This is a genomic window from Sulfidibacter corallicola, from assembly GCF_017498545.1.
Classification (GTDB): Bacteria; Acidobacteriota; Holophagae; order Acanthopleuribacterales; family Acanthopleuribacteraceae; genus Sulfidibacter; species Sulfidibacter corallicola.
In genome coordinates this window covers 3,967,583-3,991,717 of record NZ_CP071793.1, presented here as the reverse complement: position 1 = coordinate 3,991,717, position 24,135 = coordinate 3,967,583, and the positions used below count along the sequence as shown (strand labels likewise).

The window sequence follows — 24,135 nt, the reverse complement described above, 5'->3', positions numbered from 1 at the left end:
GTTCCGGGCTGAGCCATCCGAGCCGAAATCGCGACGGGTGGGTACCTGTCCGCCGCGTGGACCTTTCGACCGGGGGCTCAGGACCGAGGAGAGAGAAAGCGGTATGCCCTGCGCTCGTTGAATCGCTGTGCTTAACCTTTGGTTCGATGACGCTTTGCATCATCCTAGCCGCTTGGGCCGGGGGGCTGCTTGAAACGGCAAGTGAAACTTTGGCTGAAATCGGTAACATCTTTTTTAGGAGAAGATTGTTCGAATGGGTTGCAGTCATGTTTCAGCCTGAAATCCAGAGATCCGGCTCGAAATGAGTGGCACCGGTTGCCCCGTCTGGCCTTCTTTCCACTTTTGGATCTCGATCCTTGCCGCGGTGCGGTGTGAGCCCGTGGGCATGGTTTCGAAGGATCTGTCGCCCCACTCCCGCCTTCGAGGCGGGGTTGCGACGGCTATTGGACGCCAAAGCGGGGCGGATCCCCTTTGCTCCGATCAAAAAGGGCTCGTTCCACTTCGTTAATTTGCTATAATCCACCCACTTTATGATTCCCAGAAAGTGGGCGTTCTAACGTACCTATGGTGTAGGACAAGTCTCGGGAATCCCGAAAAAATGTGAATCAATATTGTGGTTTGGCGCGCGGCGCCCTATTCGCCCGCGCCTCGATGTGAATGGTAGACCATGTTTTATGGCGTCGATTCGGCGCGTCGATCAAAGCGCGCCAGTAGTTCGCAATTCATTGCCAACATTCTGAAATCCGTGTCCGAGGCAACGGTTCGGGTTCGCGAGCGCGCGCGTTTCTGCGCTGAGAGGGCTTTAGAGGAGGCTGCGCGATGACACGTCGCAGGTTGGGATTTCAATGGCTCCGCACACTGATAGGCATTTTTTTATTCGGATTGCTGACAAACGGGTCGGCCTTGGGGCAAACGAATGCCGAAGCCGAAATCGTCGAGCCCGATAGCGACATCGTCGTGGACGTCGGTGTGCCCTACGACTTTTTGGGGCAAGGCAACAATTACTTCAACTGCTGCTGGTACTGGTGGGATTTCGACGAGGATGACAACGACGACGCGTTTGTGGCGAATCCGCAATACACCTTCCCCACGGCAGGTACCTACCTCGTCCGCTTTTGGACGGCCAACCGCGGATCCGGTTCCTTTTTGCGGATGGATTCGGTCACCGTCATCGCCGTAACCCCGCCCGAACTGACCATCACTTCCCCTGCCAACAGCGATTCCATCGAAGTGAACGACTTTTTCAACTTCACCGCCGAAATCAACGATCCCGACGGCGATACCCCGGGTCCCTACACCATCGATTGGACCGTCACCGAAGATGACGATCCCATGAACACGCGGTCGTTCTCCGGCCTGACGCCGGGCCTGATCCAGATGACCCAGGTCGGCGTATACGTCGTCGAGGTGACCGCCTCCTACACCGTCAGCGGCCTGCCGCACCAGACCTCGACCACCATCGTCGTCACGGTGGCCAGCGCCCCAACCGCCAACATCGATTCGCCTGCCTTCGACAGCGATCCCGACAAGCTCGCCGACGTAATCATCGAGCCCGGTCAGAGTGTCACCTTCGAATCCACCCTGTTCGACAACGAGGTCGATGTGGATGGCTCCGTGCCCGATTCGTTGACGATCAACTGGAATTTCGATGGTGGTGCGACCAACTCGAGTGTCGAAGATCCCGGTCCCGTGACCTTCAATACCCTCGGCACCTACGATGTGGCGCTCGAAGTCGAAGATTCCTACGGTTTACCGGCGGTGCCCGCCAATCCGGGCGTCAATCCGCTGACCCGCCGCATCATCGTCAGCACCGTGCCCGACGGCACCATTCGCGTCAACGGCACCTTCGATACGGTGTTCGACATCAACGAAGGGGAAATCCTCGATTTCGAAGGGGGGGTCTCCGACCCCGACGCCGGTGACTTTCCTTCGTTCCTCTGGGAGTTCCGCGGTCCCGCGAATCAGGACATGACCGTCCAGAACCCGGGCAACGTGCAATTCAACGACCCCGGCGTCTATACGGTGACCCTGACCGTCACCGACAGCACCGGCTTGAGTGATCCCACCCCGCCCCAGGTGACCGTCAACGTGAACGATCGACCGGTGGGCACGATCGTGGCGCCGGTTTCCAATGTCGTCATCGCGCCCAACCAGTCGGTGAACTTCCAAGGGCAGGGCACCGATACCGACGGCACCATCGCCTCCTACGCCTGGGATTTCGATGGGGGCGCGGCGGCCAGCAATCTCCAGAATCCCGGCTCCGTGATGTTCACCGCCGCGGGAAGCTACGATGTCACCCTGACCGTCACGGATGACGATGGGGCCGAGGATCTCAATCCCCCGACCGTCAATGTCACGGTATCCACGCCGCCGGAAGGCACGATCGTGGCGCCGGCCGACGGCACCTTGGTGGCCCTGAACGGCTTCCTGGATTTTCAGAGCATGGCGACCGATGCCGACGGCGACACGAATTTCACCTACCTCTGGCAGTTCACCGGTCCCCAGGCCATCGGGGATCGCACCGAGGCCAACCCGATCGGCATCCAATTCACCCAAACCGGCATCTACACGGCCACCCTGACCGTGACCGACAGTTTGGGCATCTCCGATCCCACGCCGGCCCTGGTGACCTTCACCGTGACCGGCCCCCCTAACGGGACCATCGTCTCGCCGGTGGGCAACCAGGTCATCGGACGCACCGAGTCACTGAACTTCCAGGCCTCCGCGACCGATCCCGACGGCAACCTGCCGATCACCTACGCCTGGGATTTCGGCGGTGGCGCGACCAATCAAAACGTCGAGGATCCCGGTGACGTGGCCTTCGCCAACAACGGTCTCTTCACCGTGGCCATGACCGCCACCGACAGTCTCGGCTTTCCCGATCCCACCCCGGCCTCCATCAGCGTTCGGGTTTCCGACCGACCGGACGGCACCATCGTCTCTCCGGCGACCCCGGTGGTCACCATCATCCGCGGCGGCCAAATCTCCTTCCAAGCCTCCGGTGTCGATCCCGACGACAGCCTGCCGCTGGCCTATCTCTGGGATTTCGGCGGCGGCGCCACGCCCACGCTCGAACAAAATCCCACCGTGACCTTCGACACCTCCGGCGTCTTTACCGTGGGCCTGACCGTCAGTGACAGCTTCGGCCTTTCCGACATCGAGCGCCCCGAAATCACGGTACGCGTCACCGATGCGCCGGACGGCACCATCATGGCACCCACCGACGATCCCGCGGTCGTCGTCACCGGTGAGTCGCTGACCTTCCAGGGCAACGCCACGGATGCGGACGACACGACGCCGCTCACCTACCTGTGGGATTTCGGCGGCGGCGCGACCAACAGCACCGAGTTGAATCCCGGTGCCGTGTTGTTCGGAACTTCCGGCAATTACAACGTGTCGTTCACCGTGACCGACGGCTTCGGCGTTCCGGACCAGGACGTACCTTCGCTCCAGGTCGTGGCCACCGATCGTCCGGACGGCACCATCGCCGAGCCGGTCGACAGCCAGGTGACGCTGGTGACCGGGCAGACCGTGACCTTCAGTGCGACGGCGACCGACCCGGACGACAGCCAGCCCTTCAGTTTCCTGTGGAACTTCAACGGTGGCGCCACCGATGCGACCACCCAGAACCCGGGCGCCGTGGCTTTCAACACGCCGGGCGTCTTCGACGTGGCCTTCACCGTGACCGACGCGCACGGCGTACCCGACGACACGCCGCCCACGCGCCAGGTCCGCGTGACGGATCGACCCACCGCGAGCATCGATTTCCCGGCCGAGAACCCGGTGACCATCGGCATCGACGAGTCCGTGGTCTTCAACGGGACCGGTACCGATCCCGACGAACACATCAGTACCGGCATGACCTACCTCTGGAACTTCGACGGGGTCGCTCCCGACAGTTCCCTGGAAGATCCCGGCGCGGTCACCTTCGACGCGATCGGCGAGTTCGACGTCACCCTGTCCGTGACCGACGGCTTCGGCATCGAATCCATCGCGCCTGCCACTCGAACCGTGCGCGTGTCGCATCGCCCGGTGGGCACCATCACCACGCCGACCTCGGAGACGATCATCAATCCCGGTGAAACGGTGAGTTTCAGTTCCGATGCCAGCGATCAAGACAACAACACGCCCTTCACCTTCCTCTGGGATTTCGGAGGTGGCGCCGACGACAGCACGGTCGAAGATCCGGGTGAGGTGGCGTTTGCCGATCCGGGCCGCTACCAGGTTTCCTTCACGGTGACCGATCAACTGGGGCTCGACGACCTCACGCCCGATCTCGCGCGCGTCATCGTCAACGACCCGCCGGTGGGCACCATGGTCAGCCCCACGCCGAGCGACTTCATCGACAACGGCGGTGAGCTCGTGCTGAGCCAGGGACTCGACCTGAACCTGAGTGGCCTGGCGATCGATTTGAATACGGACTCGGGCCTGGGCACCAACGAGACCTTCACCCACACCTGGGAAATACAAGGTCCGGTGCCGCAAAACCTCCATGGCGCGGCCCCCGGTCAGATCACCTTCGAAACTCCCGGCATCTACGTCCTCACCTACCGCGTGACCGATGATCGCGGCGCCGTCGATCCCAATCCGCCGACCCTGTCCTTCCGGGTCAACGGGGTTCCCGACGGCCAGATCGTCACGCCCTCCCTCGATTTGATCCTCAATCCCGGTGAGTCGGTGGATTTCGACGGAGAAGCCGCCGATTCCGACGGCGATACACCGCTGCAGCTTTCCTGGGATTTCGACATCGCCGGTCATCCCGGTAGTTCCGAGGAAGATCCCGCAGGTGTGGTCTTCGCGGATCCCGGCGTCTATCGCGTCACCTTCAGCGTGGCCGACAGCCTCGGTTCCTTGGACCCGAGCCCGGCCGCTCGTACGGTTACGGTCAACGACCCGCCCGTGATCAGTAACCTCCTGCCCGAGCCCGATGCCGGCGTGGTCGTCGTCGAGGCCGGTTTCGACGTCGATTTTTCGGTGAACGCCGACGACCCCAACACGGCTTCCGGGTTGCCTCCCGAAACCGACCTGACCCTCGACATGCGCTGGGACTTCGGCACGCTGGGCTCTTCCACCCTGGCCGATCCTCCGCCGCTGCGCTTCCAGGACCCGGGCTCCTATCCCGTCAGCTTCACCGTTACCGACAGTCTCGACGCCCAGGCCGTCGAGAACCTGACCGTGATTGCCGATCAACGGCCCAACGGCGTCATTCAGGAACCGATCGACGAATCCTTGTTGGTGAACCTGAACGACAGCGTTACCTTCGAATCCGCCGGCAGCGATCCCGACAACCCGCCGCCCGGTTCGCTGACCTTTCACTGGGATTTCGGCGGCGGCTCGTCGCAGGGGACCTCCGATCAGCAGAATCCCGGCGCGGTGCCTTTCGATCGGAATCGCGAAGTCGGGTTCCTTCAATTCCGCGTGAGCCTGACCGTTCGCGATGAGTTCAACTTCGAAGACGCCACTCCCGATCTGCGGTTCGTCGAGGTCAACCGCCCGCCCACCGGAATTCGCCTGAACGTGATCGCGAGCCCGGGCAGCGTGGGCAGTGCCAATCCGCTGGTGCTCGATCTCGACGACAACGATCTGGGCCTGCATGCCTTCGAACTTCAGTCCCAGCCGGCGCTGGGCACGGTTCAGCTCTTCACGCCGCCCGATGTGGCGCCCACCTTCGAGTTGACAGCTCCCGGCAACCCGCGCTCCACCGATCCCAACGACTACGGCGTCTTTCCCTTCGACGTGCGCGTCACCGATCCCCATGGTCTGGTCGTGGACACGGTCGGCGTGGCGCTCATCATGCCGAGTGATTTTTCCACCCGTTTGGAAGAGTGGCCCGATACGCCGATCATCGATTGCGACATCGACATCGGCAATCCGCCCGATCCCGACGGCTGTCCCGACTTTGTGCGCGGCCTCGAAATCGATACCCTGGTGGAAATCGTGACGGCGCCGCACCTCACCCGCAACGTCCCGCCCGAGTTGGACGACGATTACTTCACCCTGCAACAACCGCTTTCCAATGCGGACAAGTTGTTGGATGTCCTCGACGGCGACACCGACACCAACGGCGATCCGCTGACCCTGCTCGACGATATCGGCAACGCTTCGCTGCTGGGCGCCTCCGTCACCGTGACCGGCGATCCGCAGCAGTTGCTCTACGAACCGGGCAATGCCGCCGGTTTCGACTTCTTCACCTATCGCGTCGTGGAAGAGTTCCCCGGCGGGTCGCAAGGCGAACCGGTCGAAGCGCGGGTGTTCGTCCGGGTGCTGCCCGATGCCGACAACGATGCCTGTAGCGGCGCGCGTCTGTTGGATTGGGTGCCCGGCGATGCCGCCGTTTCCGACGAGGTCGACGGCAGCAGTTACACCGATACCGCCGATCCCCAGTGTAAGGCCCAGTTCAATGACCGCGACAGTTGGTGGGCCATCTACATCCCCGAGGATGTGGATGCGGTCGGTTTCACCGTGGACACCGTGCCGCCCGGCAGCGGCGACAATTACGTCTTCGACACGGTGTTGGAAGCCTACGTGGCCGAACCGGACCAGCTCTCGCAAATGTGTGCCGACGGCAACCTGGGTTTCATCGCCTGTAACGACAACATCAGTGCCGCCAACTTCCGCTCGAGCATCACGATCGACGACGCGAGCCAGTATGCCGGCAAGGTGCTGGTCTTCCTGGTGGACTCGGTCCTGTCCGATGAAGATCGCTTCCTGGTGAACTTCACCACCAATTGAACCTGTTGCGAATCGATGGGGGTCGCAACCGTTGTCCAGGCGGTTGCGATGCCCTGAATTCCCTGTATACAGAGGTGTTCGAGGTCAAAGTGTAAAAACACCCCAAAGTAGCCTTTTTGTGTTATGTTTGGATTGCGTGGATGGGTCCTGACTGGTATTTTTCAAGGTCGATCGCTTCGGCATCGAGTCCACGCACCGGTCGCCTCCCGGCCTCTCGTTCGGGTGTCGACCCACGATCACAACCACTTCGCGCCACCCGGGGGGGAGACGCGCACGGATGGCGAATGACCGGAGGGGCCGTTTTGACCACGAGCTGCTTTTACCTGGAACGCGTGCGGGAAGACGTCGCCGCGCTCGCCCGTATGGATTTCGATGCGGATATGCCGGACGGTGACGTGACCGCCGACGTGCTGAAACTCTCGGGCCGCCGCGCCACGGCGCGTCTGTTTTGTCGCGAAACCGTGTCCATGTGCGGCTCCGCCTGGTATCACACCCTTTTGGACGTGTTCCGCGAAATACACGGCGGGTTGGATTTGACCGTGCGTTGCCTCGTCGAGGACGGTAGCCGCGTCGAAGCCGGCACCACCCTGTTCGAATGGGAAGGGGACGTGGCCCACATCGTCGCCCTGGAACGGCCGTTCCTCAATTTTCTGGGACGGGGCATCGGCATCGCCAACGCCACGCGCGCTTTCGTGGACGTGGTGCGTCGCTACAACGATCACACCCAAATCCTGGACACCCGCAAAACCCTGCCAGGATACCGCTATTTCGACAAATACGCCGTGCTTTGCGGCGGTGGCGCCAACCATCGTCTCGATCTCAGCAGCATGGTCCTCATCAAGGAAAACCACATCGCCCGATTGCACGGGGTGCGCGAGGCTTTGGCGGAAGTGCGCCGCAATCTGGCCAAAGACGTGCCCATCCAAATCGAAGTGACCGATCTCGAGCAACTGGTGCAGGCCATCGAGGCGCGATGCCCGCTCGTCATGCTCGACAATTTCAGTCCGGAAATGGTAGCCCGCGCCTGTGAATATGACCGCGGCGACTCGCTCATCGAGGTCAGCGGCGGCATCAACTTGGAAACGATCGGCGCCTATTGTGCCCCACGCCCCGATCGCATCTCCGTCGGTGCGATCACCCACTCGATCAAGGCGCCCGATCTCAGCCTTCTCATCAGCGAGGATTGAGCTTATGACAACCACCACCGCTTTCGGTTCCAGTGTGGATCTCGGACCCGGCATCGATTATTTCGAGGAAATCGAGCGCCTCAAGAAAGAGACCGACACCATCTTACTGGCCCACTACTACCAGGAAGGCGACATTCAGGACGTGGCCGACTTCATCGGCGACAGCCTCGACCTCGCCCGCCGCGCCCAAGCCGTGACCCACAAGCGTATCTTGTTCGCCGGGGTTCACTTCATGGCCGAGACCGCCAAGATCCTGAACCCGACCAAGACCGTGCTGATTCCCGACATGGCCGCCGGCTGCAGTCTGGCCGAATCCTGTCCGCCGGGCCCGTTCGCCGAGTTCAAAGCGGCACATCCCGATCACGTGGTGGTCACCTACATCAATTGCACCGCCGAGATCAAGGCGCTGAGCGACATCATCTGCACCAGCACCAACGCAGTCGACATCGTCAACTCGATTCCCGCCGATCAGCCGATCATCTTCGCGCCGGACCGGTACCTGGGCGCCTGGGTCTCGAAACGCGCCAATCGGGACATGGTGCTGTGGGACGGCAGTTGCATCGTGCACGAGACCTTCAGCCACAAGCGATTGGTCCAGTTGAAGGTACGCCATTCCGAGGCCAAGGTGGTGGCGCACCCCGAATGTCCGCCGCACATTCTGGACGAAGCGGATTTCATCGGGTCCACCCGCAAAATCCTCAATTTCGTCTCCGACGATCCCGCCACCACCTTCATCGTGGTGACGGAGGCCGGCATCATCCACCAGATGAAGAAGAACGAGCCGGAAAAGACCTTCATCCCGGCGCTGAACGACGACGAGAACTGCAACTGCAACAACTGCCCCTTCATGAAGCTGAACACACTCGAAAAGGTCTATCAGGCGCTCCTGACCGGTCAGCCCGAGATCGAGATGTCCGAAGACCTGCGGCAACGTGCGGAAAAGCCGTTGCTGGAAATGTTGGCGCGTTCCTGAGCCGAAGGTATCGCGGGGTCGCCGCCCGGACGGCACGCGGCCCGGCCCGATCGGGAACCCGGTCACAATCGCATAAGGAAATGGGATCTCACTCCATGGAAGTCATCGAATCCGAATTTTTGGTCATTGGTGCCGGTATCGCCGGTCTGTCGTTCGCGTTGCGAGCGGCTTCGTTGGGAAATGTGCACGTCCTGTTGAAGGACGATTACGAAAAGTCCTCGACGCAATATGCGCAGGGCGGCATCAATGCGGTGCTTTCGGAGGAAGATTCGTTCGCCTCCCACACCGAGGACACCCTGACCTGCGGTTACGGTCTCTGCGATCCGGAGGTGGTGGCCCAGGTCGTGGAGCGGGGACCCGAACTGATCGAAGACCTGATCCAATGGGGCACGCGATTCACCCGCGGTGAGCGCGGCTTGAGCCTGCACCGCGAAGGCGGCCACGCCCACAATCGCGTGGTCCACGCAAAGGATGCGACGGGCGCCGAGATCATGCGGGCGCTGGTGGAGGCGGTCAAGGACCACGAGAACATCCACATTCACCGCAACCACATGGCCATCGACCTGATCCTGCAGTACCAGCCGGGCAGCAAGTCCATCAACGAGCACAGCCGCACGGTCGGGGCCTACGTGCTGGAAACGGACACCGGCGTGGTCAAGGCCTTCGTGGCCCCGATCGTGTACCTGGCCACGGGCGGGATCGGCAAGGTGTACCCCTATACCTCGAACCCCAGGACCGCCACCGGCGACGGCATCGCCATGGCGTACCGGGCCGGCATCGAGGTGGTCGACATGGAGTTCATCCAGTTCCACCCCACGATCCTCTACCACCACGAGGTCAACCGGTTCCTCATCACCGAGGCGGTGCGTGGCGAGGGCGGCATCCTGCGCAACCTCGACGGCCACGCCTTCATGGCCGATTACCACGAAATGAAAGACTTGGCGCCGCGCGACGTAGTCGCCCGGGCGATCGACAAAGAGATCAAGAAAAGCGGCGGCAACCACGTTTTCCTGGACACGACTCACCTCGGGCGCAAGCACATGGAGGAACACTTTCCCAACATCGTGCAGACGCTCGATCAGTTGGGCATCGACGTGGCGACCCAGCCGATTCCGGTGGTTCCGGCGGCCCACTATTCCTGTGGCGGTCTGCGGGTGGACGGTTACGGCCGCACTGCCTGCCCGGGGCTCTACTCGGGCGGCGAGTGCAGTTACACGGGGCTCCACGGGGCCAACCGCCTGGCGAGCAACTCGCTGCTGGAGGCGGCGGTCTACGCCAAGCTCTCGTTCGAATATATCGTGACCCATCGCGAGCAGGAGATGGTGCGGCCCACGACCCACATCGCGCCCTGGCTCTACCACGAGAATTCGGACACCTACGAGGAGACCCTGGTCTCGCCCTTGTGGAAGGAAGTGCGCCAGTTCATGTGGAACTACGTGGGCATCGTGCGCACCGACAAGCGCTTGAACCGGGCCATGCGCCGCATCGAGTTCCTGCGTCAGGAAATCGAGAATTCCTATTGGAATTTCCGCATCAGCAAGGATCTGGTGGAGTTGCGCAACATCTCGATCATCGCCGAACTGGTGATTCGTTCAGCCACCGAACGCAAGGAGAGCCGCGGCCTGCATTTCAACGTGGATCACCCGGAGACCCGCGAGGACCAAGCCCACGATACGGTGTTGATGCTGCATCGCCACGGCCTGTTCCGGTAAGGTCCACCCCGCGTCTTGCTCGAGACACGGGGGCGCCGAGCATCAGCCGCGATCGGGTACCATCAAAATCATGCGCAGGGCGTCCAGGCGCATGCGTGATTCTTCCAGGTTCTCCACGATCAGGTTGAGCTGGTCTTCGATGTAATCCAACTCTTCCATGCGAATGCTGGGGTTGATCTGCTGCAGCGAACGCAGGCGGTCGTATTCCTCTTTGAGCGAGTTCATCGCTTTGGTTTCGGCCGCTTCGAGGTAGTTGTCCGCGACGGTGCGCGCCTCCTCCTCGGCGATCTGAATCAGCGATTCGAGAATCTCGCCCAAGGCGCCGCGTTGCTGCTGCAACGTACCCATCGGGCCTTTGTCCAGCTTGACGTCCTTGAGCGCTTCCAGCAGGTCGGGTCGCAGTTGCTGGTTCTGGTCCACCGCCACCAGGATGGGCAACGGGGCCAGGTACTCTTCCAACGCCAAACCCTGCGCGCTGGGGCATTCCAACACGAACAGGCACTGAACCAGGATGCCGGGCTGCGGGGCCTTCTTCCACAGCGAGAAGCTGGTGGAACCGCGACGCAGGGCCAACAGTAAATCGATCGCGCCCTGCACCATCGGATGGTCGTAGCTCATGAAGGTGAGGTCTTCGAGCGTTACGGCCTGGTTGCGGTCGTAGGTGATTTCCATGCCGTCTTCGGCCAGGCCGGGGAACGATTCCACGAACATGTGCGGGCTGGGGCGCACGATCTGGTTGTCGCCATGCCCCGAATCGGTCACCGAAACGCCGAAGAGATCGAAGACCCGATCCATGAAGTCTTTCAGCTCCAGGTCGTCGTCGACCGCGTGAATCTCCTCCATCAAGGCCTCGGCCTTCTCCTGGTTGAAGGAGTGCAATTCCAACAAACGGTCGCGACCCTGCTCGATGGTCTCCTTGACCTTGTTGGCCAGGACCCGGCTCTGTTCGATGAAATCGTCGATTACCGCGGGATCGACCACCGGTGCGAAGATCGTGAAGATCTCCTGCTTGAGGTGCTCGAAGATGAAATCGCCGTCGATCAGGTGGTTGACGAAGGCATCCAAGCCGTCGTGGTACCAGCGATAGAGATACTCCATCGGCGAGCCCTTGACGTAGGGCACGAAAATCTGGATGTCCTCGCTCTGGCCGATGCGGTCGAGGCGGCCGATGCGTTGTTCCAAGAGAGAGGGGTTCAGCGGCAAATCGAACAGAATCAGGTTGTGGGCGAACTGGAAGTTGCGGCCCTCGCTGCCGATTTCGGAGCAGAGCAGTACCTGGGCGCCGTCGTCCTTGGCGAACCATGCCGCTTGCCGGTCGCGCTCCACCAGGCTCAGATCCTCGTGGAACACGGCCAGTTCGATGTTCTTTGCCAGGGCCAGCATCTCTTGCAGTGCCAGGACCACCATCTTGTCCGAACAGATCAACAGGAACTTGGCATCGCTCTGTTGGCGCAGGAAGGAAATCAACCACTGCGCCCGCGGATCTTGGCGCCAGGCCCGTTGCAGCAGGTTGGCGGCATCGGTCAGGTCCGTGTCCAATTCGTTCGATTGGAATGCGGGCGCTCCGGCCAGAATGCGTTGCCCTTCGAAAACGTCGATGGCCTTGTCGCGGACCGCATCGATGTAGTCCTCGTAGTAGCGGTTGGACTCCAGCGCGATCGGGTTGATGCACCGCGCCGGAAAGCCGCTGAGCACCTTGCGCTTGTTGCGGAACACCATGCGGCCGGTTCCGTGGCGGTCGATCAACGACTGCAGGAAGGCCTTGTCGGCATCCGCCTCTTCCCGTTCACAGGCTTCGGCCTGGGTGATCAGGTCCGCATCCTGGGGGAACAACGCCTCGATTTGTCGGGTGAGGCCCTCGCGGCGGTGTTCCAGCACGTGATCGGCGATGTCGGCCAGATCGGTGTAGAGATCCACTTCTTCGGCAAATGCCTCGAATTTGTCGAATCGGTCGTGATCCAGCAGTTTCAGGCGGCCGAAGTGGCTTTCCAGGCCCAGCTGACGCGGCGTGGCCGTCAACAACAGCAGGGCCCCGCAGCTCTTGGACAGCGACTGAACCACGCTGTACTCTTCGGAAACCACGTCGCGCGACCAATACAGATGATGGGCTTCGTCGACGATGACCAGGTCCCACTCGGCCTGGGTGACCTGTTCCTGCATCTGCGGTTTGCTGCTGACCTCGTCGATGCTCTGAATGATGCACTGCTGGGTCAGGTAGGGGTTCATGCCCGGATGGGTCTTTTCGATTTCCCGCGCGTGGCCGGCCGTCATGATGTTGAACAGAATGTTGAACTTGCGGTACAGCTCGGTCAGCCACTGGTTGACCAGGTTCTTGGGCACCAGGCACAGCACCCGTCGAGCTCGGCCCGTGATCCACATCTGGTGGAAGATCAGGCCGGCTTCGATCGTCTTGCCCAGTCCGACTTCGTCCGAAAGCAAGACGCGCGGGTTGTAGCGGCGCGCCACTTCCTGAGCGATGTAGAGCTGGTGCGGTACCAGTTCGATGCGGGCGCCGATGAAGCCGCGCGATGGAGAGGAAAGGCTGCGGCTGCGGATCTCCCAGGCGTTGACGCGCAGGTCGAATTCCTTGGGCTTGAAGATCTGGCCGGCGAGGAGTTGTTCGTCGGGGCGGCTGTAGACCAGGGAGTGATCCAGTTCCGTTTCGGGGAGGATCTCGTGTTCGGCGCCGAGGTAGAACAAGATCCCGTTCTGTTCTTTGACCTCGGCAACGAGAAAGCTGTTGCCCTGGTTGTCGCGAACCTCGTCACCCGGCTCGAAACTGACCCGCTTCAGCGGGGCCTTGTTTCGGGCATAAATGCGTTGGGTCGAGGTGGCGGGGAACAGTACCGTGATGTTTCGAACCCCGACGTCCTTGACGATTCCCAGGCCGAGAGTGGGCTCGCCTTGACTCGCACATCGTTGGCCAGCAATCCAATCCGACATAGATCCTCCTCTCGATGAAACCCCGCGGTCGGTCGGGGAAAGGGTATGCTTTGCGCCGCATGCCTCGCGTGCGGCGGCTTATTCGATGATCGCCGTCGTTTCCTCGGTTTTTCTGATTCGATCGTAGAGCGCTCTGCCAAACATGGACGTCAAATAATAAGCGCTGATTGCGACGCAGAAAAAGGAGAAGTGGAACATGGGGATCAAGGCCAGAAATGCGATGATCACCAGATAATTCAGCGATTTGGTCTTGAACTTACGGAACCAGAACCCGCCTGGCGTATCGAATTTGATGGTCGAGATCATGCTCCAACTGAGTACGATCATCAGGCCCATCGAGAATTGAAACAGGTTTTCGCGCGTCAGCCTTTCCGTCATGCCCAAACCCGCCAGGAATTCCGACGAGGGCACCCAATTCAGGAACGGCGGCCACATGGCGACCATGAAGGCCGCGGCCGGAATGGGCAGGCCGGTGAAGTGCGTCTTGCCGTAGATCGAGGCGGTGATGTTGAAGCGGGCCAACCGAATGGCACCACACACCAGGAACATCATCGGCAGCAGGTAGAACAGCTTGTCGAAGCCCTGATCGTGAAGAAAGTAGCGCGCGTAGATGAAACAGGGCGTCACGCCGAATGCGACGAGGTCCGAGAGCGAATCGTATTGGATTCCGAACTCGCTGGCGGTATTGGTCATACGCGCCACCTTGCCGTCCAGCCCATCCATCAGGATGGAAAGCATCATGATGTAACAGGCCTTGACGATCTGGTCGTTGGCGGCCAGAAGGATCGCGATGAAACCGAACACCATCGAAAAACTGGTCAGGGTACTGGGAAAAATGATTTTTACATTGGGCTTTCGGCGTTTGCCGACCATTGATCAGACCTCGTTAACGACGCGTGAAAGACTGCCGGTCTCGTGACGGCCGCTCAACACTCTACATCATTCAGGCCCCAATCACCAGGAATTGGTGGGTTCCGAACGATTTGGTCACGAGACGCGGCAGGAGATATCGCGCGATCAGGGGAGCAAGGCGATGATCCGCAGGGGACCGCCCGAGCCACCCTTGATTTTCATCGGCAGTGCGATGACCGATGCACCCTTGGCAGGTAGTTGATCCAGGTTGGCCACGTTTTCGAACGCCGGAATGTTGGCTTTGAACAAGATTTGATGGCTTTCGAACAACGTGGATTGGCCGTAGTCGATGCTGGGGGTGTCCAGCCCGATCGCGTGAATCGATCGATGTGTCACCAGCCACTCGGCGGCCTGGGGGTGCAGGCCGGGGAAGTGGAGCTTGGGCACGGCTTGCGGGCCGCGCTCGGCCGTACCCAGATAGCGCTCGGCATCGGGCCAATGTTTGCCCATGCCGGTATGGAGCAACACGATGACGCCCTTCGGCAGGCGGCCGTTCTTCTTTTCCCAGGCTTCGAAATCCGATGTCTGTACCTGGTAATCGCGGTTTTCGGCGCATTTGTCACGCACGTCGATGACCACGGCCGCGCCGATCAGGCGGTCGAGCGGAATCTGTTCCGAACTCCAACGGCCGGCCGCGAAATGGTTCGGTGCATCCAGGTGGGTACCGCCGTGCTCGGCCGCCTTGAAGGTGTTGGCTTCGTAGTGGAACCCCTTGTCGGTGGTTCCCTTGAAATCTTCTTGGAGGGTAAAGGTCTGGGCGGTAGGCCAATACAGGGTCTTCTCGGAGAAATCGTGGGACAGGTCGACGATGCGGTTGCCCTGAAGCGAGATGGTGGGCTCTCCAAATAGTAGTAGGACATGGAAACATGGAACGAGCCAAGTCATGGTTTTCCTCCGGATTGCGTGTCGGCTGGCCAGGTCGTGGCAGCCATCGACGACTTTGAGAGATTGAGAAAAAGTGAATGTGGCTCATTATACCCGATCCCGCGTAGACCCTGGAAATCTTGGCGAATTCCGGGACGAAAGCTGGTGGGGGTTTGGCGGTCGGCCCGGCTCCGCGTTCTCCGCGGCTCGGTGGTTCCGGATGGCCAAAGGTTCCGTTCCTCGTTCGCCCGATCCTGCGCTCTGCTGCCGAGGTCTCTCGGGGCTAGTACATCAGCTCCGATTTGGGAATCCGATTGCGGTAGTTCGACTGGCCCACGTAGTTCAGGCTGGTTCGATTCTGCTTTTGCAGTTGCAGCGTGTGGTTTCTCAGCTCGCAGGCGCGGAAGTCGAGATCGGGGTGGGTTTCCAGAAGGTCGCCGGCCTCACGCAGGAGCACGTCCAGAATGTTGGAGGAGGAAGATGGGTTCTGCGACGCCGTGCCCTGATTCCGTCGCTGCCACTTCTCGAGCAGCAAAACCGATTGGTAGGGCGAATAATCGGCGCGAATCAGGGTGAGCAGGGCGTAACGATCCGCCTCGGCCTCGTGGGTGATGGAAAAGGGTAGGTTGAGGAGCGATTGAAAAAAGGCCGTCACGCCGTCTTCTTCACCCGGCAGGTTTTCGAACAGGCGCAGCAGGGCCACCGTGTGGCGTTTTTGGATGTGGACCATCTCGTGGCAGAGCACGAAGGCCAGTTGCGCCTCGTTTTCCACCAGGTGTTCCAGCAGACCGGTAAAGAGGTAGATGTGGCCACCGGGCAGGGCGAAGGCGTTGAGCCGTTCGTCGTCGATCACGTGGAACTCGAAGGTGTAGGGGTGGTCGCCGAGATCCGCGGCCAGGGACGTGCCCAGCTTGTTCACGTAGGCGACCAGGTTCGCATCGGTGTCGAGCCGGCCCGCGTATTCCTGGGCCGCGCGCTTGGCCAGCCGTTCGCCCAATTCGAGCTCCCTTGACAGTGCCATCGTCGCCGAATCGCGGAAACCCTGTTCCACGTCGCCGAGCATCTGTCGCGCCTGGGTGGCGAAACCGCGTTCGCACTCCGTCACCTGCCAGGGGTAGCTTTTGGGATCGTCGACCTCCGTGGGCGGCTCACCCGCGATGGTCTCCGGTTCGGGCGGCGGTACGTACGGCTTGATCTGCACCATGTTGCGAAAGTGGAGGGCCGTGAAGATCATGGCCACCAACAGGGCCGTCGGGTAGACCCACAAGGGAATGCGCCACTTGGGTTTCTCCTCCGCGATCGGCTCGGCTCGTTTGGCGGAGACCGTGGTCACGCGGCCGGCGTCACCGGGTTCCGGTGACGGGTGGGCACTCGGGTGGGAGCCGGACGACGCGGCACGCGATCCCCGCGCCTGGACCTGGCTGGCGATGAAGCTGTCGGAATCGTTCCACGAGGGTGACGTGGATGTGTCGTCGGGTGTGGTGTCTATGTGGGGAAGGGCGCTCTTTCTTCGCTTCTTGGAACCGGGATTGTGAATGCAGAGGACCGTGATGTTGTCGTCGCTGCCGTGGGCCAGGGCCAGGCGAACCAGGTGCCGGGCGGCCTGTCCCTGATCCGTGATCTGTGCCATTTCACCGGCGATGACCTCGTCTTCCACGAATCCCGACAAGCCGTCGCTACACAACATGAGACTTTCGCCCGCGCGCAATCGAATCGGTTGTTTGGCCAGCTCCAGGGCGCCGTCTTCCTCCGCTCCGATCGCCTGGGTCAGTACCCCGGCTCTCGGGTGGTGAAGCGCGCCGGCGACGTTCAGATCTCCGGAATAGATCAGATCGGCCAGTTCACTGTGGTCGCGCGTGAGGGGCACGAGCTGGCTACCGGTCCAATGATAGGCGCGGCTGTCGCCGATATGGCCGATCCAAATGCCGGCTTCCGTTTCCAGGCCCAGCACCACCGTGGTTCCCATGCCCTCGAATTCCGTCAGGCCCGAGGTGCTTTTTTCGAAAATCCTCTCGTTGATCTCGGCGGTCGCCCATTGCAGGGCTTCCAGGGCCATCATGCCGTGGCCGTGGGCCTGCTTGAGGTGCTCGGGGTAGGCCTCGACCGTCTCCATCGAGGCCAATCTGCCGCGCCGAGGCCCGCCGAATCCGTCGCAGACGATGAATAGCGAACCGTACGGGGTTTCGAAATGGGCGAAACAGTCCTGGTTTTCCGAACGTGCCCCCGCGATCGAGTGGGGAGAGACGACGTAGGCTTCAGTCAATGCGAACCTCTGCTATCTGCATGTGCACTTCAGAGGCCCCTGAGTTGGTTCGATGGATCGGTGAATACATATATATGGTCCGCGGTGTTGTGCCGATCGACGAGGATCGGCGCGTGGCGTTGTGACGGTGGTGAAATTCGCTCGGTTATTTTTTCTCCGATGTTTTGCTTTGGTAAACCTGTCGCAGAAAGGTGCGAATGTCGTCGCGCTGCGTGCCGCCTGCTTCGGTATAGGCCGTGACCCCCTTTTTGCTTTTGACATAGGGATCGGCGCCCCTGTCGATCAGCAGCTTGACCATGTTGAGGTGACCCGCACGTGCCGCCTCGATGAGCAGCGGTTCTCCGGAAATGCCGGTACCCGAGGCCGGGGCACCTTTTTCGATCAGAAACAGAGCCATCTCCAAACGATTGCTCGACACCGCTCGGGAAAGGTGCTCGTTTTTGTTGGGGATATTTTTGACGTTCAGTTTTTCCATGAGATAGGCGGCACTGTTGGCGCTGTTCCCACTCAACGCCAGGTTGACGAGCTCCCTGCTCTGGTCGGCTTTGTAGTTTTCGGTGGCGCCGGCTTTGATCAACAGCTCCATGATGGGAATGCTGTCCAGCCGCAGTGCCTCGACGAAGGGCGTGTTGCCCTTGGAATCCGAAATCTTGATGGATGCACCCGCGTCGAGCAGGATCTTGGAGGCTTTCACGTCCAAGTGCTTGATGGCACGCATCAGGGGGTAGATACCCGTGTGGTCGGGTTCGTCGATGGGCGCGCCGTTGCGCGTGAGCGCATAGAGCAACCTGCTGTTGTTGCTGTGCAGCGCGAAATAGAGCGGCGTCTCCAAATCGCGGTTGGTGGTGTTGGCCTTGGCGCCCTTCGCCAACAACATCATCGAGATGGAGGTGTGGGTCTGCGTCATTTCCCGGGCGGCGAGGTTCAGTGGGGTGTTGCCCTCGTCATCGGCGACCTCGAGCCGGACATCCGCCGCCAGAAGCATTTTCACGATCGTCTTGTACCCTTTGCGGGCCGCAATCAACAAGGGAGGAAGCTTGCCCTGCTGTTTGTAGATCGGCCCGTCCGGCGGAACGCCCTCGCCCAACAAGAAGGCCACATCGTTGACGTCGTTGTGCTTGACCGCGTAGTAGAAGCGATCGATCGCCCAGTGATCGACCAGGCTGGTCGACCCGCGATCGCGCTTGTAATACTGTTGTCGCATTTTGGCTTCGTCGATGACCATGTCCTGGCCGCCCTCGCTCACCGGGTCCCGATTGGATTTTTTCGCCGCTTCGTAGAGATCGACATCTTCCCGTTCCTTGATCAGCGGTTCCGCCTTGAACAGGGTCTCGCCGACTTCTTCCTTCTTTTTTCCGGGTTCGAAATCCCTCTCGGAGGCGTCCAGATTCACGATTTTGGTGGGAATGCGGAATTGCTGGCCTTTGAGATCCTGGTAGACGAGAAAGGCACCATCGACTTCATAAGGTCCCTTACATGGGATTTTCTTCCCATTCTTTAGGACAATGAGTCCGGCAAACGCGGGGGAGATGCCGGCGATAAGACTTAGAAAAATGGCAAAGAATCTGATTTTGGGACACATGGAAGGGTCTCCGTGTAGCGAGTATGGGGCCCCTGATTGGGATGCGCGAAGATATGGAGAGAACGCGTCCTTCGCATTGTCGCTCCATTTGGTCTTGCGGTCAACATTCGTCGGGGTCCGCCGGAAAAGGCGCTTGGGTGATGTCTGTGAGCTTTTCGGAAACGTGCTTTGTGAAGAAAAGTGAGAGGTTGCGAGGCTGAATCGTCAGGTGGTGGTTTGGTACTTTGCTGGAACCAATGGCTTTCATGTTTTTGTTTAGGACTGTCGAGTCTTCTGGGTTTGCACGGTGTCATTAAAAAGTTTTTTGATCGATTTTCTTTGTTAGAATGCCAGGGTCAGGCCTCGCATGGTGATGACATGCGAGAAAAGGAACTCGGCCTTCAGAGCCGTTTTTTGTTTGGTGAAGATACCGACCCCTGGTTGAGCCTCGATCCCGAGGATTTTGGCTTGCTTCGACTGCCCGGTTTTTTGGCGGATCAGGTTTTCCGGATTCTCTTTCGCCCTACCCCGGTGTGTGTCCTGTTCGAGATCTTGGTTTCGGAGCAGACCCCCAAGGATGCCTACACCCATTTGGCCAAAGGCATACGGGCCCTTCGAAACGATCGTGATTTCACTTGCGCGGTGATCAATGTCGTACATCACCGCAGCGCCAACGCCCATTTGGTCTTCTGGCGGAAAGGAAAGTCCGAAGCATCCGCCTTCCACCATTTGGAACTCAACTTTTCCCACTTGAGTCGCTACGATCGCGACGTGTTGGGCTGCCTGCGCCGACCCAGCTCCGCGTCGCTCGAACGTCTGTTCCTGTTGCTGCAACGCGAAACCCAAGGGGCCTCCTTTTTTCGCAGCCTGCGCGACTACCTGCAACAGTTGCGGCCGTCGAACGGACAGATGCACCTGGCCCTGGTCGATCTGGTCCTGAAGCTGATCTTTCTGATGTTCGTGCAGCGCAAGGGTTGGCTCAATTTCGATCCCTTTTATCTGGAAACCCACATGGCGCGCTGTCGCGTCAGGTCGCTCTCGATCGTGCAGGCCTTCCTCAAACCCCTGTTCGCCCGGCTCGAGGGGGTGCGGGTGGCGGAAGCGTTTTCCTTGGGATGCCTGCCGCGGTTGGGTGGCGGCCTGTTCCGTTTTCATCCGGAGGCCTTGCCGGCCATTCCCAACGATTGGTGTACGGCTCTCATGGACATGCTGGCGACCCAATACTCCTTTTCACTGTTCGAGGCGCGGGCCGAGCGCCGCATTGCGGGCATCAGCCCCGAAGTGTTGGGCGCGGTATTCGAAAACCTGCTCGTGGAACGGGATCGTAAGGCCCAAGGCACGTTCTACACACCAGGACACCTGGCGGAGAAGCAGGTGGAGGCCGGATTCGCGGCCTGGCTGGCCATGCGGCCCGAGATGTCCGATCCGGGTTCTCGGCTCGAGGTATTGAAGGCCGTCCGCGTGTTGGACCCGAGCTGTGGGAGTGGGACCTACCTCGTGGCCGCCTTTCAGGTGCTGCTGCGACATCGGTTGGATCTCGCGCCCCAGGATCAGCGCTACAACGGCAAGCTCTATGCCTTGAAGCGGGACATCGTCACCCGCAATCTCTACGGGATCGACATCAACCCGATGGCGGTGCGGCTGACCGAGGTTCGCCTCTGGCTCAACATGATTCAGGACCTGGAGGTCTCCGAACCGTCGGCTGCGCCCGTGTTGCCCAACCTGCAACACCACCTTCGCCCGGGCGACTTCCTCAACGCCCACTTGCCGGTCGCGCCGGAGGTTCTGAAGAAATGGCCCAAGTACGGCCAACTGGCGCGTTTACGGGCATCCTTCCCAGCCAGTGACGGACTCCAGCGAACCGCCAGGCTCAGGCACATCCATCGATTGGAACAGGAACTGGCGGGTTTTCTGGTAGGGTGCCGGCATCGCGACGCGCGCCGGCGAATGCGGACGCGGCTCGACCAGAAATCGTTGCCGGGTTTGGAACCCGGAGCGCGCCGCCGTGTGCCGAAACCGGTTCCCGAGCCGGAGAAATCGCTGCACGTCGTGTTCAGCGATGCGATGCTGGCGGGTGGTTTCGACTTGATCTTCGGCAATCCGCCGTGGGTCGCCGCCGGCAAGCTGCAGACGCCGGACAAGCAGGCCATGGTGGCGCGGCTTCCCTGTCCTCCGGGGCTCTCGCTCGAAGGCCAGACCGATGCCAGCCTGTACTTCGCCGCGGCCTGCCTGGGGCTGCTGGGGCCGCGGGGACACCTGGGTTTCCTGTTGCCGTCCAAAATGCTTCAGGCCAAATACGGCGCGGGTTTGCGCGCCTATCTTCAAGATCGTTGTCGCATCGAGTACCTGTTCGATTACGGCTTGGATCAGGGTGTGGTGTTCCGCGCCGATACCTTTCCGCTGGCGCTGGGGGTCAGCCGCTGCGGTGCGGAAGCCGGTCACCGGATTGCGGTCGAGCTTCACGAGAAGGCGAGCACCCGTTCGTTTTCGCTTCCACAGCGCGAGTTGGGCGATCGATTCGGCATGTGGCACCTGGAACCCGAGGCTCGTGAAGGGTTTTGCCGCAGGAGCCACTGGCCGACGCTCGGGGAACTCGGGTTTCGCGCCCGCCGTGGGATCGTGACTGGTGCCAAGCGCCTGTTCACCTTTGAAAGGCCTCCGGCGATGGTGCCGCGTGACCGATTGCGACCGCTACTGCGCGGTCGCGACATTCAAACCGATCGGGTAGCCCCGGGCGCTTGGATCTACTGGCCCTTCGAAGCGGAAATACTGGGTCGCGACATGAGCGAGACCGAGCGCCGTTGGTTGAAAGGCATCTCGAAAGCACGCATCGAGGGCCGAAGGGTCGGCTTGCCCTACGGCGCGCGATCTCTCGGTGGTTGGCTGTTGGTCTGGAAATACCTCGCTTCGCGCTGGACGCCGGCCCTGATCCGCGGTGGCTCGTGGATTCCCGATCAAACGGCGTATTACGTCCAGATCAAGCGGTTCGAGCCAGCCTACCGGCTCTTCCTCTACGCGTGTTCGGTGACGGCCGATCAGGACCTGCGTGCGATGGCCGAGCGCGGCAAGGATCGCTGTTTCTTTTTCTACGCCCATACCTGCGATCGCCTGCCGATTCCACCCGACTGGGACACCCGCCCGCTGTCGATCCCCGAACCGCGCGATCTGTGGTGCGCCGCGCAAGGAGTCGATCAATGGCCGCTGACCTGATGAATCCTTTGGATATGCGGCTGGCGCTCCATCGTTTCGCTTGGGTTCAACTCGATGTGCGCGTGCCTTTGTTTCCCTGGGATTGGGGGCTCGACGCCTTTGAGGTGGTGATGCCTTCCCGCTCGGCACCATCCTGGCTTTCGGTATTGAAGCGATGCAGGGATGTTCGGCCCGGTTCCCATCGTCCGGTAATCGGTATCGACTTGAAGGATCTGAACCGGATTCGCATTCGCGAACCGTCCCGCCCGTTGGTGTTCCTTCAGACCCCGTTCGAGCGAGCTCCACCGATTCGGGCATTGCGGCGTCTCGCGGGTCCGAGCCCTTTTCCGGGGCTTTGCTGGGAGGGAGACGGCCTGCAGCCGCTGTACTGGCTTCCGGCTCGACCCACGAAGATTGGCGACTGTTTGGAAGCCTATCGCGGCATGTCGGTTCACCCGGCCGCGCGGATGAAGGCCCGGCTGCAGGCCACGGCGTCAAATGTGACCTGTTGGTATGGCGAGGCCGGCGAACTATGGGTTCAGCCGAGTCTGCTTTCGCCATGGAACCTACTGCGGGTGGACGACTTGAGAGAGAATCGTCAGACGTTGGCGCGACGCTTCCGGGACGAACTCGGCGATTTCGAGGGGGCAGCCTGGGTTCTGGCTGCATCCAACGATCGTTTGGCCTGGTTTCGGCGCGATTGCTTGCGTGTTCTAGGGCCTCGATTCCGTTGTGTGGCCTTTCCGGATTTGCCCGATCCCCGCGATCGCCAGCCCCATTTCGTGATGGCGACCGATGCTCGGATTCGCTTTGCCGACCTGCGCCGATTCCCGATCCTGCACGCGGATGGCGATGCCGCGCGTCGGCGTTACCGGCATGCGCGGGCCGTGGCGTTGGGACCAGGAAAGTGGATCGCGCTGAGCGAGCCGCGGCGTTGGGGGCGGGTGAGGTGGAATCGGTGCATTTTGACGCTGTGGTCGACGCCGCGTGGATGGAGCTGTGCGCCCGCGGTTCGGGAAGAGAACGAAGCCGGTTGGGTGGATCTCGGCGAGAGAATTCGCGCGTTGTCCGAGCTGTTCGGATGGCGGGAGCGGCTGGAGCCCATCTCGCGGTGTGAGGTCGGCGAAATGGCGGGGAGCGTGGGGGGTGGCGTTTAAGCCGAGGTGAATGGTCCCGGTTCGGTTGTTGGCGGCCGGGCGGATGCCTGGATGATCCTCGTTCGTGGTCAACCAAATGCTCGGATGGTCACCGTTCGCGGCCAATCCTGGAGGGATGGCCGCCCGCACCTTCAGCGTGACCCGGGGCATGCCCATCTCTGCTTTGGGTTCTGTTGGGATGGGCATGTGCCACGGTCAACCCGATGCTCGGGTGGTCGTTGTACACGGCCGGGCGGATGCCTGGATGAACTTCGTTCTTGGTCAACCAAATGCTCGGATGGTCACCGCTCGCGGCCAATCCTGGAGGGATGGCCGCGAGCGCAGCAGCCGGATGTTTGGGCCACCATTGATAAAAACGCGTGCCGCAGGCACGCCACCAGCGGGCGTCCTGAAGGGACGACACAATACAGCGAAGGGTTAAGGAGCCGGGAGGCGACGCAACCCTGGTTGTTCGAGGATCCCGAGCCCCAGCCCCAACGGGGCGGAACTATTCGGACTCTCGCGGAGTTGCCGCCATGTTCGAGGAGTTCTTCGTAGTCCCGCCCCTTCAGGGCTGGGGTCCGGGAACCCCAGGGAACCAGGGTTGCGTCGCCTACGGCTCCTTAACCCTTCGCTGTAATGTATGACCCCTTCAGGGTCCCT

At 61.0% G+C, this 24,135-nt stretch carries 12 protein-coding genes; 6 read left to right on the top strand and 6 right to left on the bottom strand.

Annotated features, from left to right (window positions below; genetic code table 11):
* The first annotated feature begins 819 nt into the window (after positions 1-819).
* The 4 genes from J3U87_RS11725 to nadB all read left to right on the top strand — a co-directional run bounded on the left by J3U87_RS11725 (position 820) and on the right by nadB (position 10,604).
* Complete coding sequence (locus tag J3U87_RS11725; RefSeq protein WP_237383225.1) at positions 820-6,732, top strand: PKD domain-containing protein; 5,913 nt, start codon at positions 820-822, stop codon at positions 6,730-6,732.
* Between the two features lie 302 nt (positions 6,733-7,034).
* Positions 7,035-7,919: a carboxylating nicotinate-nucleotide diphosphorylase gene (gene nadC / locus J3U87_RS11720; RefSeq protein ID WP_237383224.1), complete on the top strand. Its 885-nt coding sequence runs from the start codon at positions 7,035-7,037 to the stop codon at positions 7,917-7,919.
* A 4-nt stretch (positions 7,920-7,923) separates the two neighbouring features.
* Entirely contained in the window at positions 7,924-8,892 is a 969-nt protein-coding gene (gene nadA / locus J3U87_RS11715) for a quinolinate synthase NadA (RefSeq protein ID WP_237383223.1), read from the top strand.
* Between the two features lie 95 nt (positions 8,893-8,987).
* Complete coding sequence (gene nadB, locus J3U87_RS11710) at positions 8,988-10,604, top strand: L-aspartate oxidase (protein WP_237383222.1); 1,617 nt, start codon at positions 8,988-8,990, stop codon at positions 10,602-10,604.
* Between the two features lie 42 nt (positions 10,605-10,646).
* On the opposite strand, the gene rapA is transcribed toward nadB, so the two are convergent.
* The 6 genes from rapA to J3U87_RS11680 form a co-directional block, all read right to left on the bottom strand.
* Positions 10,647-13,547, bottom strand: a complete 2,901-nt coding sequence (rapA, locus tag J3U87_RS11705; protein ID WP_237383221.1) for an RNA polymerase-associated protein RapA — start codon at positions 13,545-13,547, stop codon at positions 10,647-10,649.
* Between the two features lie 78 nt (positions 13,548-13,625).
* On the bottom strand, positions 13,626-14,420 hold the full coding sequence (pssA, locus tag J3U87_RS11700) for a CDP-diacylglycerol--serine O-phosphatidyltransferase (RefSeq protein WP_237383220.1): 795 nt from the start codon (positions 14,418-14,420) through the stop codon (positions 13,626-13,628).
* Positions 14,421-14,564: 144 nt separating this feature from the next.
* Positions 14,565-15,344 (bottom strand): cyclase family protein, encoded by a 780-nt coding sequence (locus J3U87_RS11695; RefSeq protein ID WP_237383219.1) that lies wholly within the window; start codon positions 15,342-15,344, stop codon positions 14,565-14,567.
* A 262-nt stretch (positions 15,345-15,606) separates the two neighbouring features.
* The gene (locus J3U87_RS11690) at positions 15,607-17,586 is read right to left on the bottom strand and encodes a M48 family metalloprotease (protein WP_237383218.1); all 1,980 of its coding nucleotides are present in this window, start codon (positions 17,584-17,586) and stop codon (positions 15,607-15,609) included.
* Positions 17,587-17,731: 145 nt separating this feature from the next.
* The gene (locus J3U87_RS11685) at positions 17,732-19,168 is read right to left on the bottom strand and encodes an ankyrin repeat domain-containing protein (RefSeq protein ID WP_237383217.1); all 1,437 of its coding nucleotides are present in this window, start codon (positions 19,166-19,168) and stop codon (positions 17,732-17,734) included.
* A gap of 321 nt (positions 19,169-19,489) precedes the next feature.
* On the bottom strand, positions 19,490-19,876 hold the full coding sequence (locus J3U87_RS11680) for a hypothetical protein (protein ID WP_237383216.1): 387 nt from the start codon (positions 19,874-19,876) through the stop codon (positions 19,490-19,492).
* Between the two features lie 21 nt (positions 19,877-19,897).
* Between J3U87_RS11680 and J3U87_RS11675 the strand changes: the two genes are divergently transcribed.
* Together J3U87_RS11675 and J3U87_RS11670 are read left to right on the top strand one after the other, a co-directional pair.
* Positions 19,898-22,357 (top strand): Eco57I restriction-modification methylase domain-containing protein, encoded by a 2,460-nt coding sequence (locus J3U87_RS11675; protein ID WP_237383215.1) that lies wholly within the window; start codon positions 19,898-19,900, stop codon positions 22,355-22,357.
* On the top strand, positions 22,342-23,493 hold the full coding sequence (locus tag J3U87_RS11670; RefSeq protein WP_237383214.1) for a hypothetical protein: 1,152 nt from the start codon (positions 22,342-22,344) through the stop codon (positions 23,491-23,493). The genes J3U87_RS11675 and J3U87_RS11670 overlap by 16 nt, the downstream gene beginning before the upstream one ends.
* Positions 23,494-24,135: the final 642 nt, after the last annotated feature.

Coding starts and splice junctions, on each gene's coding strand:
- J3U87_RS11685 (WP_237383217.1), bottom strand. CDS start 19,168: ATGTGTCCCAAAATCAGATTCTTTGCCATTTTTCTAAGTCTTATCGCC.
- J3U87_RS11725 (WP_237383225.1), top strand. CDS start 820: ATGACACGTCGCAGGTTGGGATTTCAATGGCTCCGCACACTGATAGGC.
- nadA (WP_237383223.1), top strand. CDS start 7,924: ATGACAACCACCACCGCTTTCGGTTCCAGTGTGGATCTCGGACCCGGC.
- pssA (WP_237383220.1), bottom strand. CDS start 14,420: ATGGTCGGCAAACGCCGAAAGCCCAATGTAAAAATCATTTTTCCCAGT.
- nadB (WP_237383222.1), top strand. CDS start 8,988: ATGGAAGTCATCGAATCCGAATTTTTGGTCATTGGTGCCGGTATCGCC.
- J3U87_RS11695 (WP_237383219.1), bottom strand. CDS start 15,344: ATGACTTGGCTCGTTCCATGTTTCCATGTCCTACTACTATTTGGAGAG.
- rapA (WP_237383221.1), bottom strand. CDS start 13,547: ATGTCGGATTGGATTGCTGGCCAACGATGTGCGAGTCAAGGCGAGCCC.
- J3U87_RS11680 (WP_237383216.1), bottom strand. CDS start 19,876: ATGGTGGAAGGCGGATGCTTCGGACTTTCCTTTCCGCCAGAAGACCAA.
- J3U87_RS11670 (WP_237383214.1), top strand. CDS start 22,342: ATGGCCGCTGACCTGATGAATCCTTTGGATATGCGGCTGGCGCTCCAT.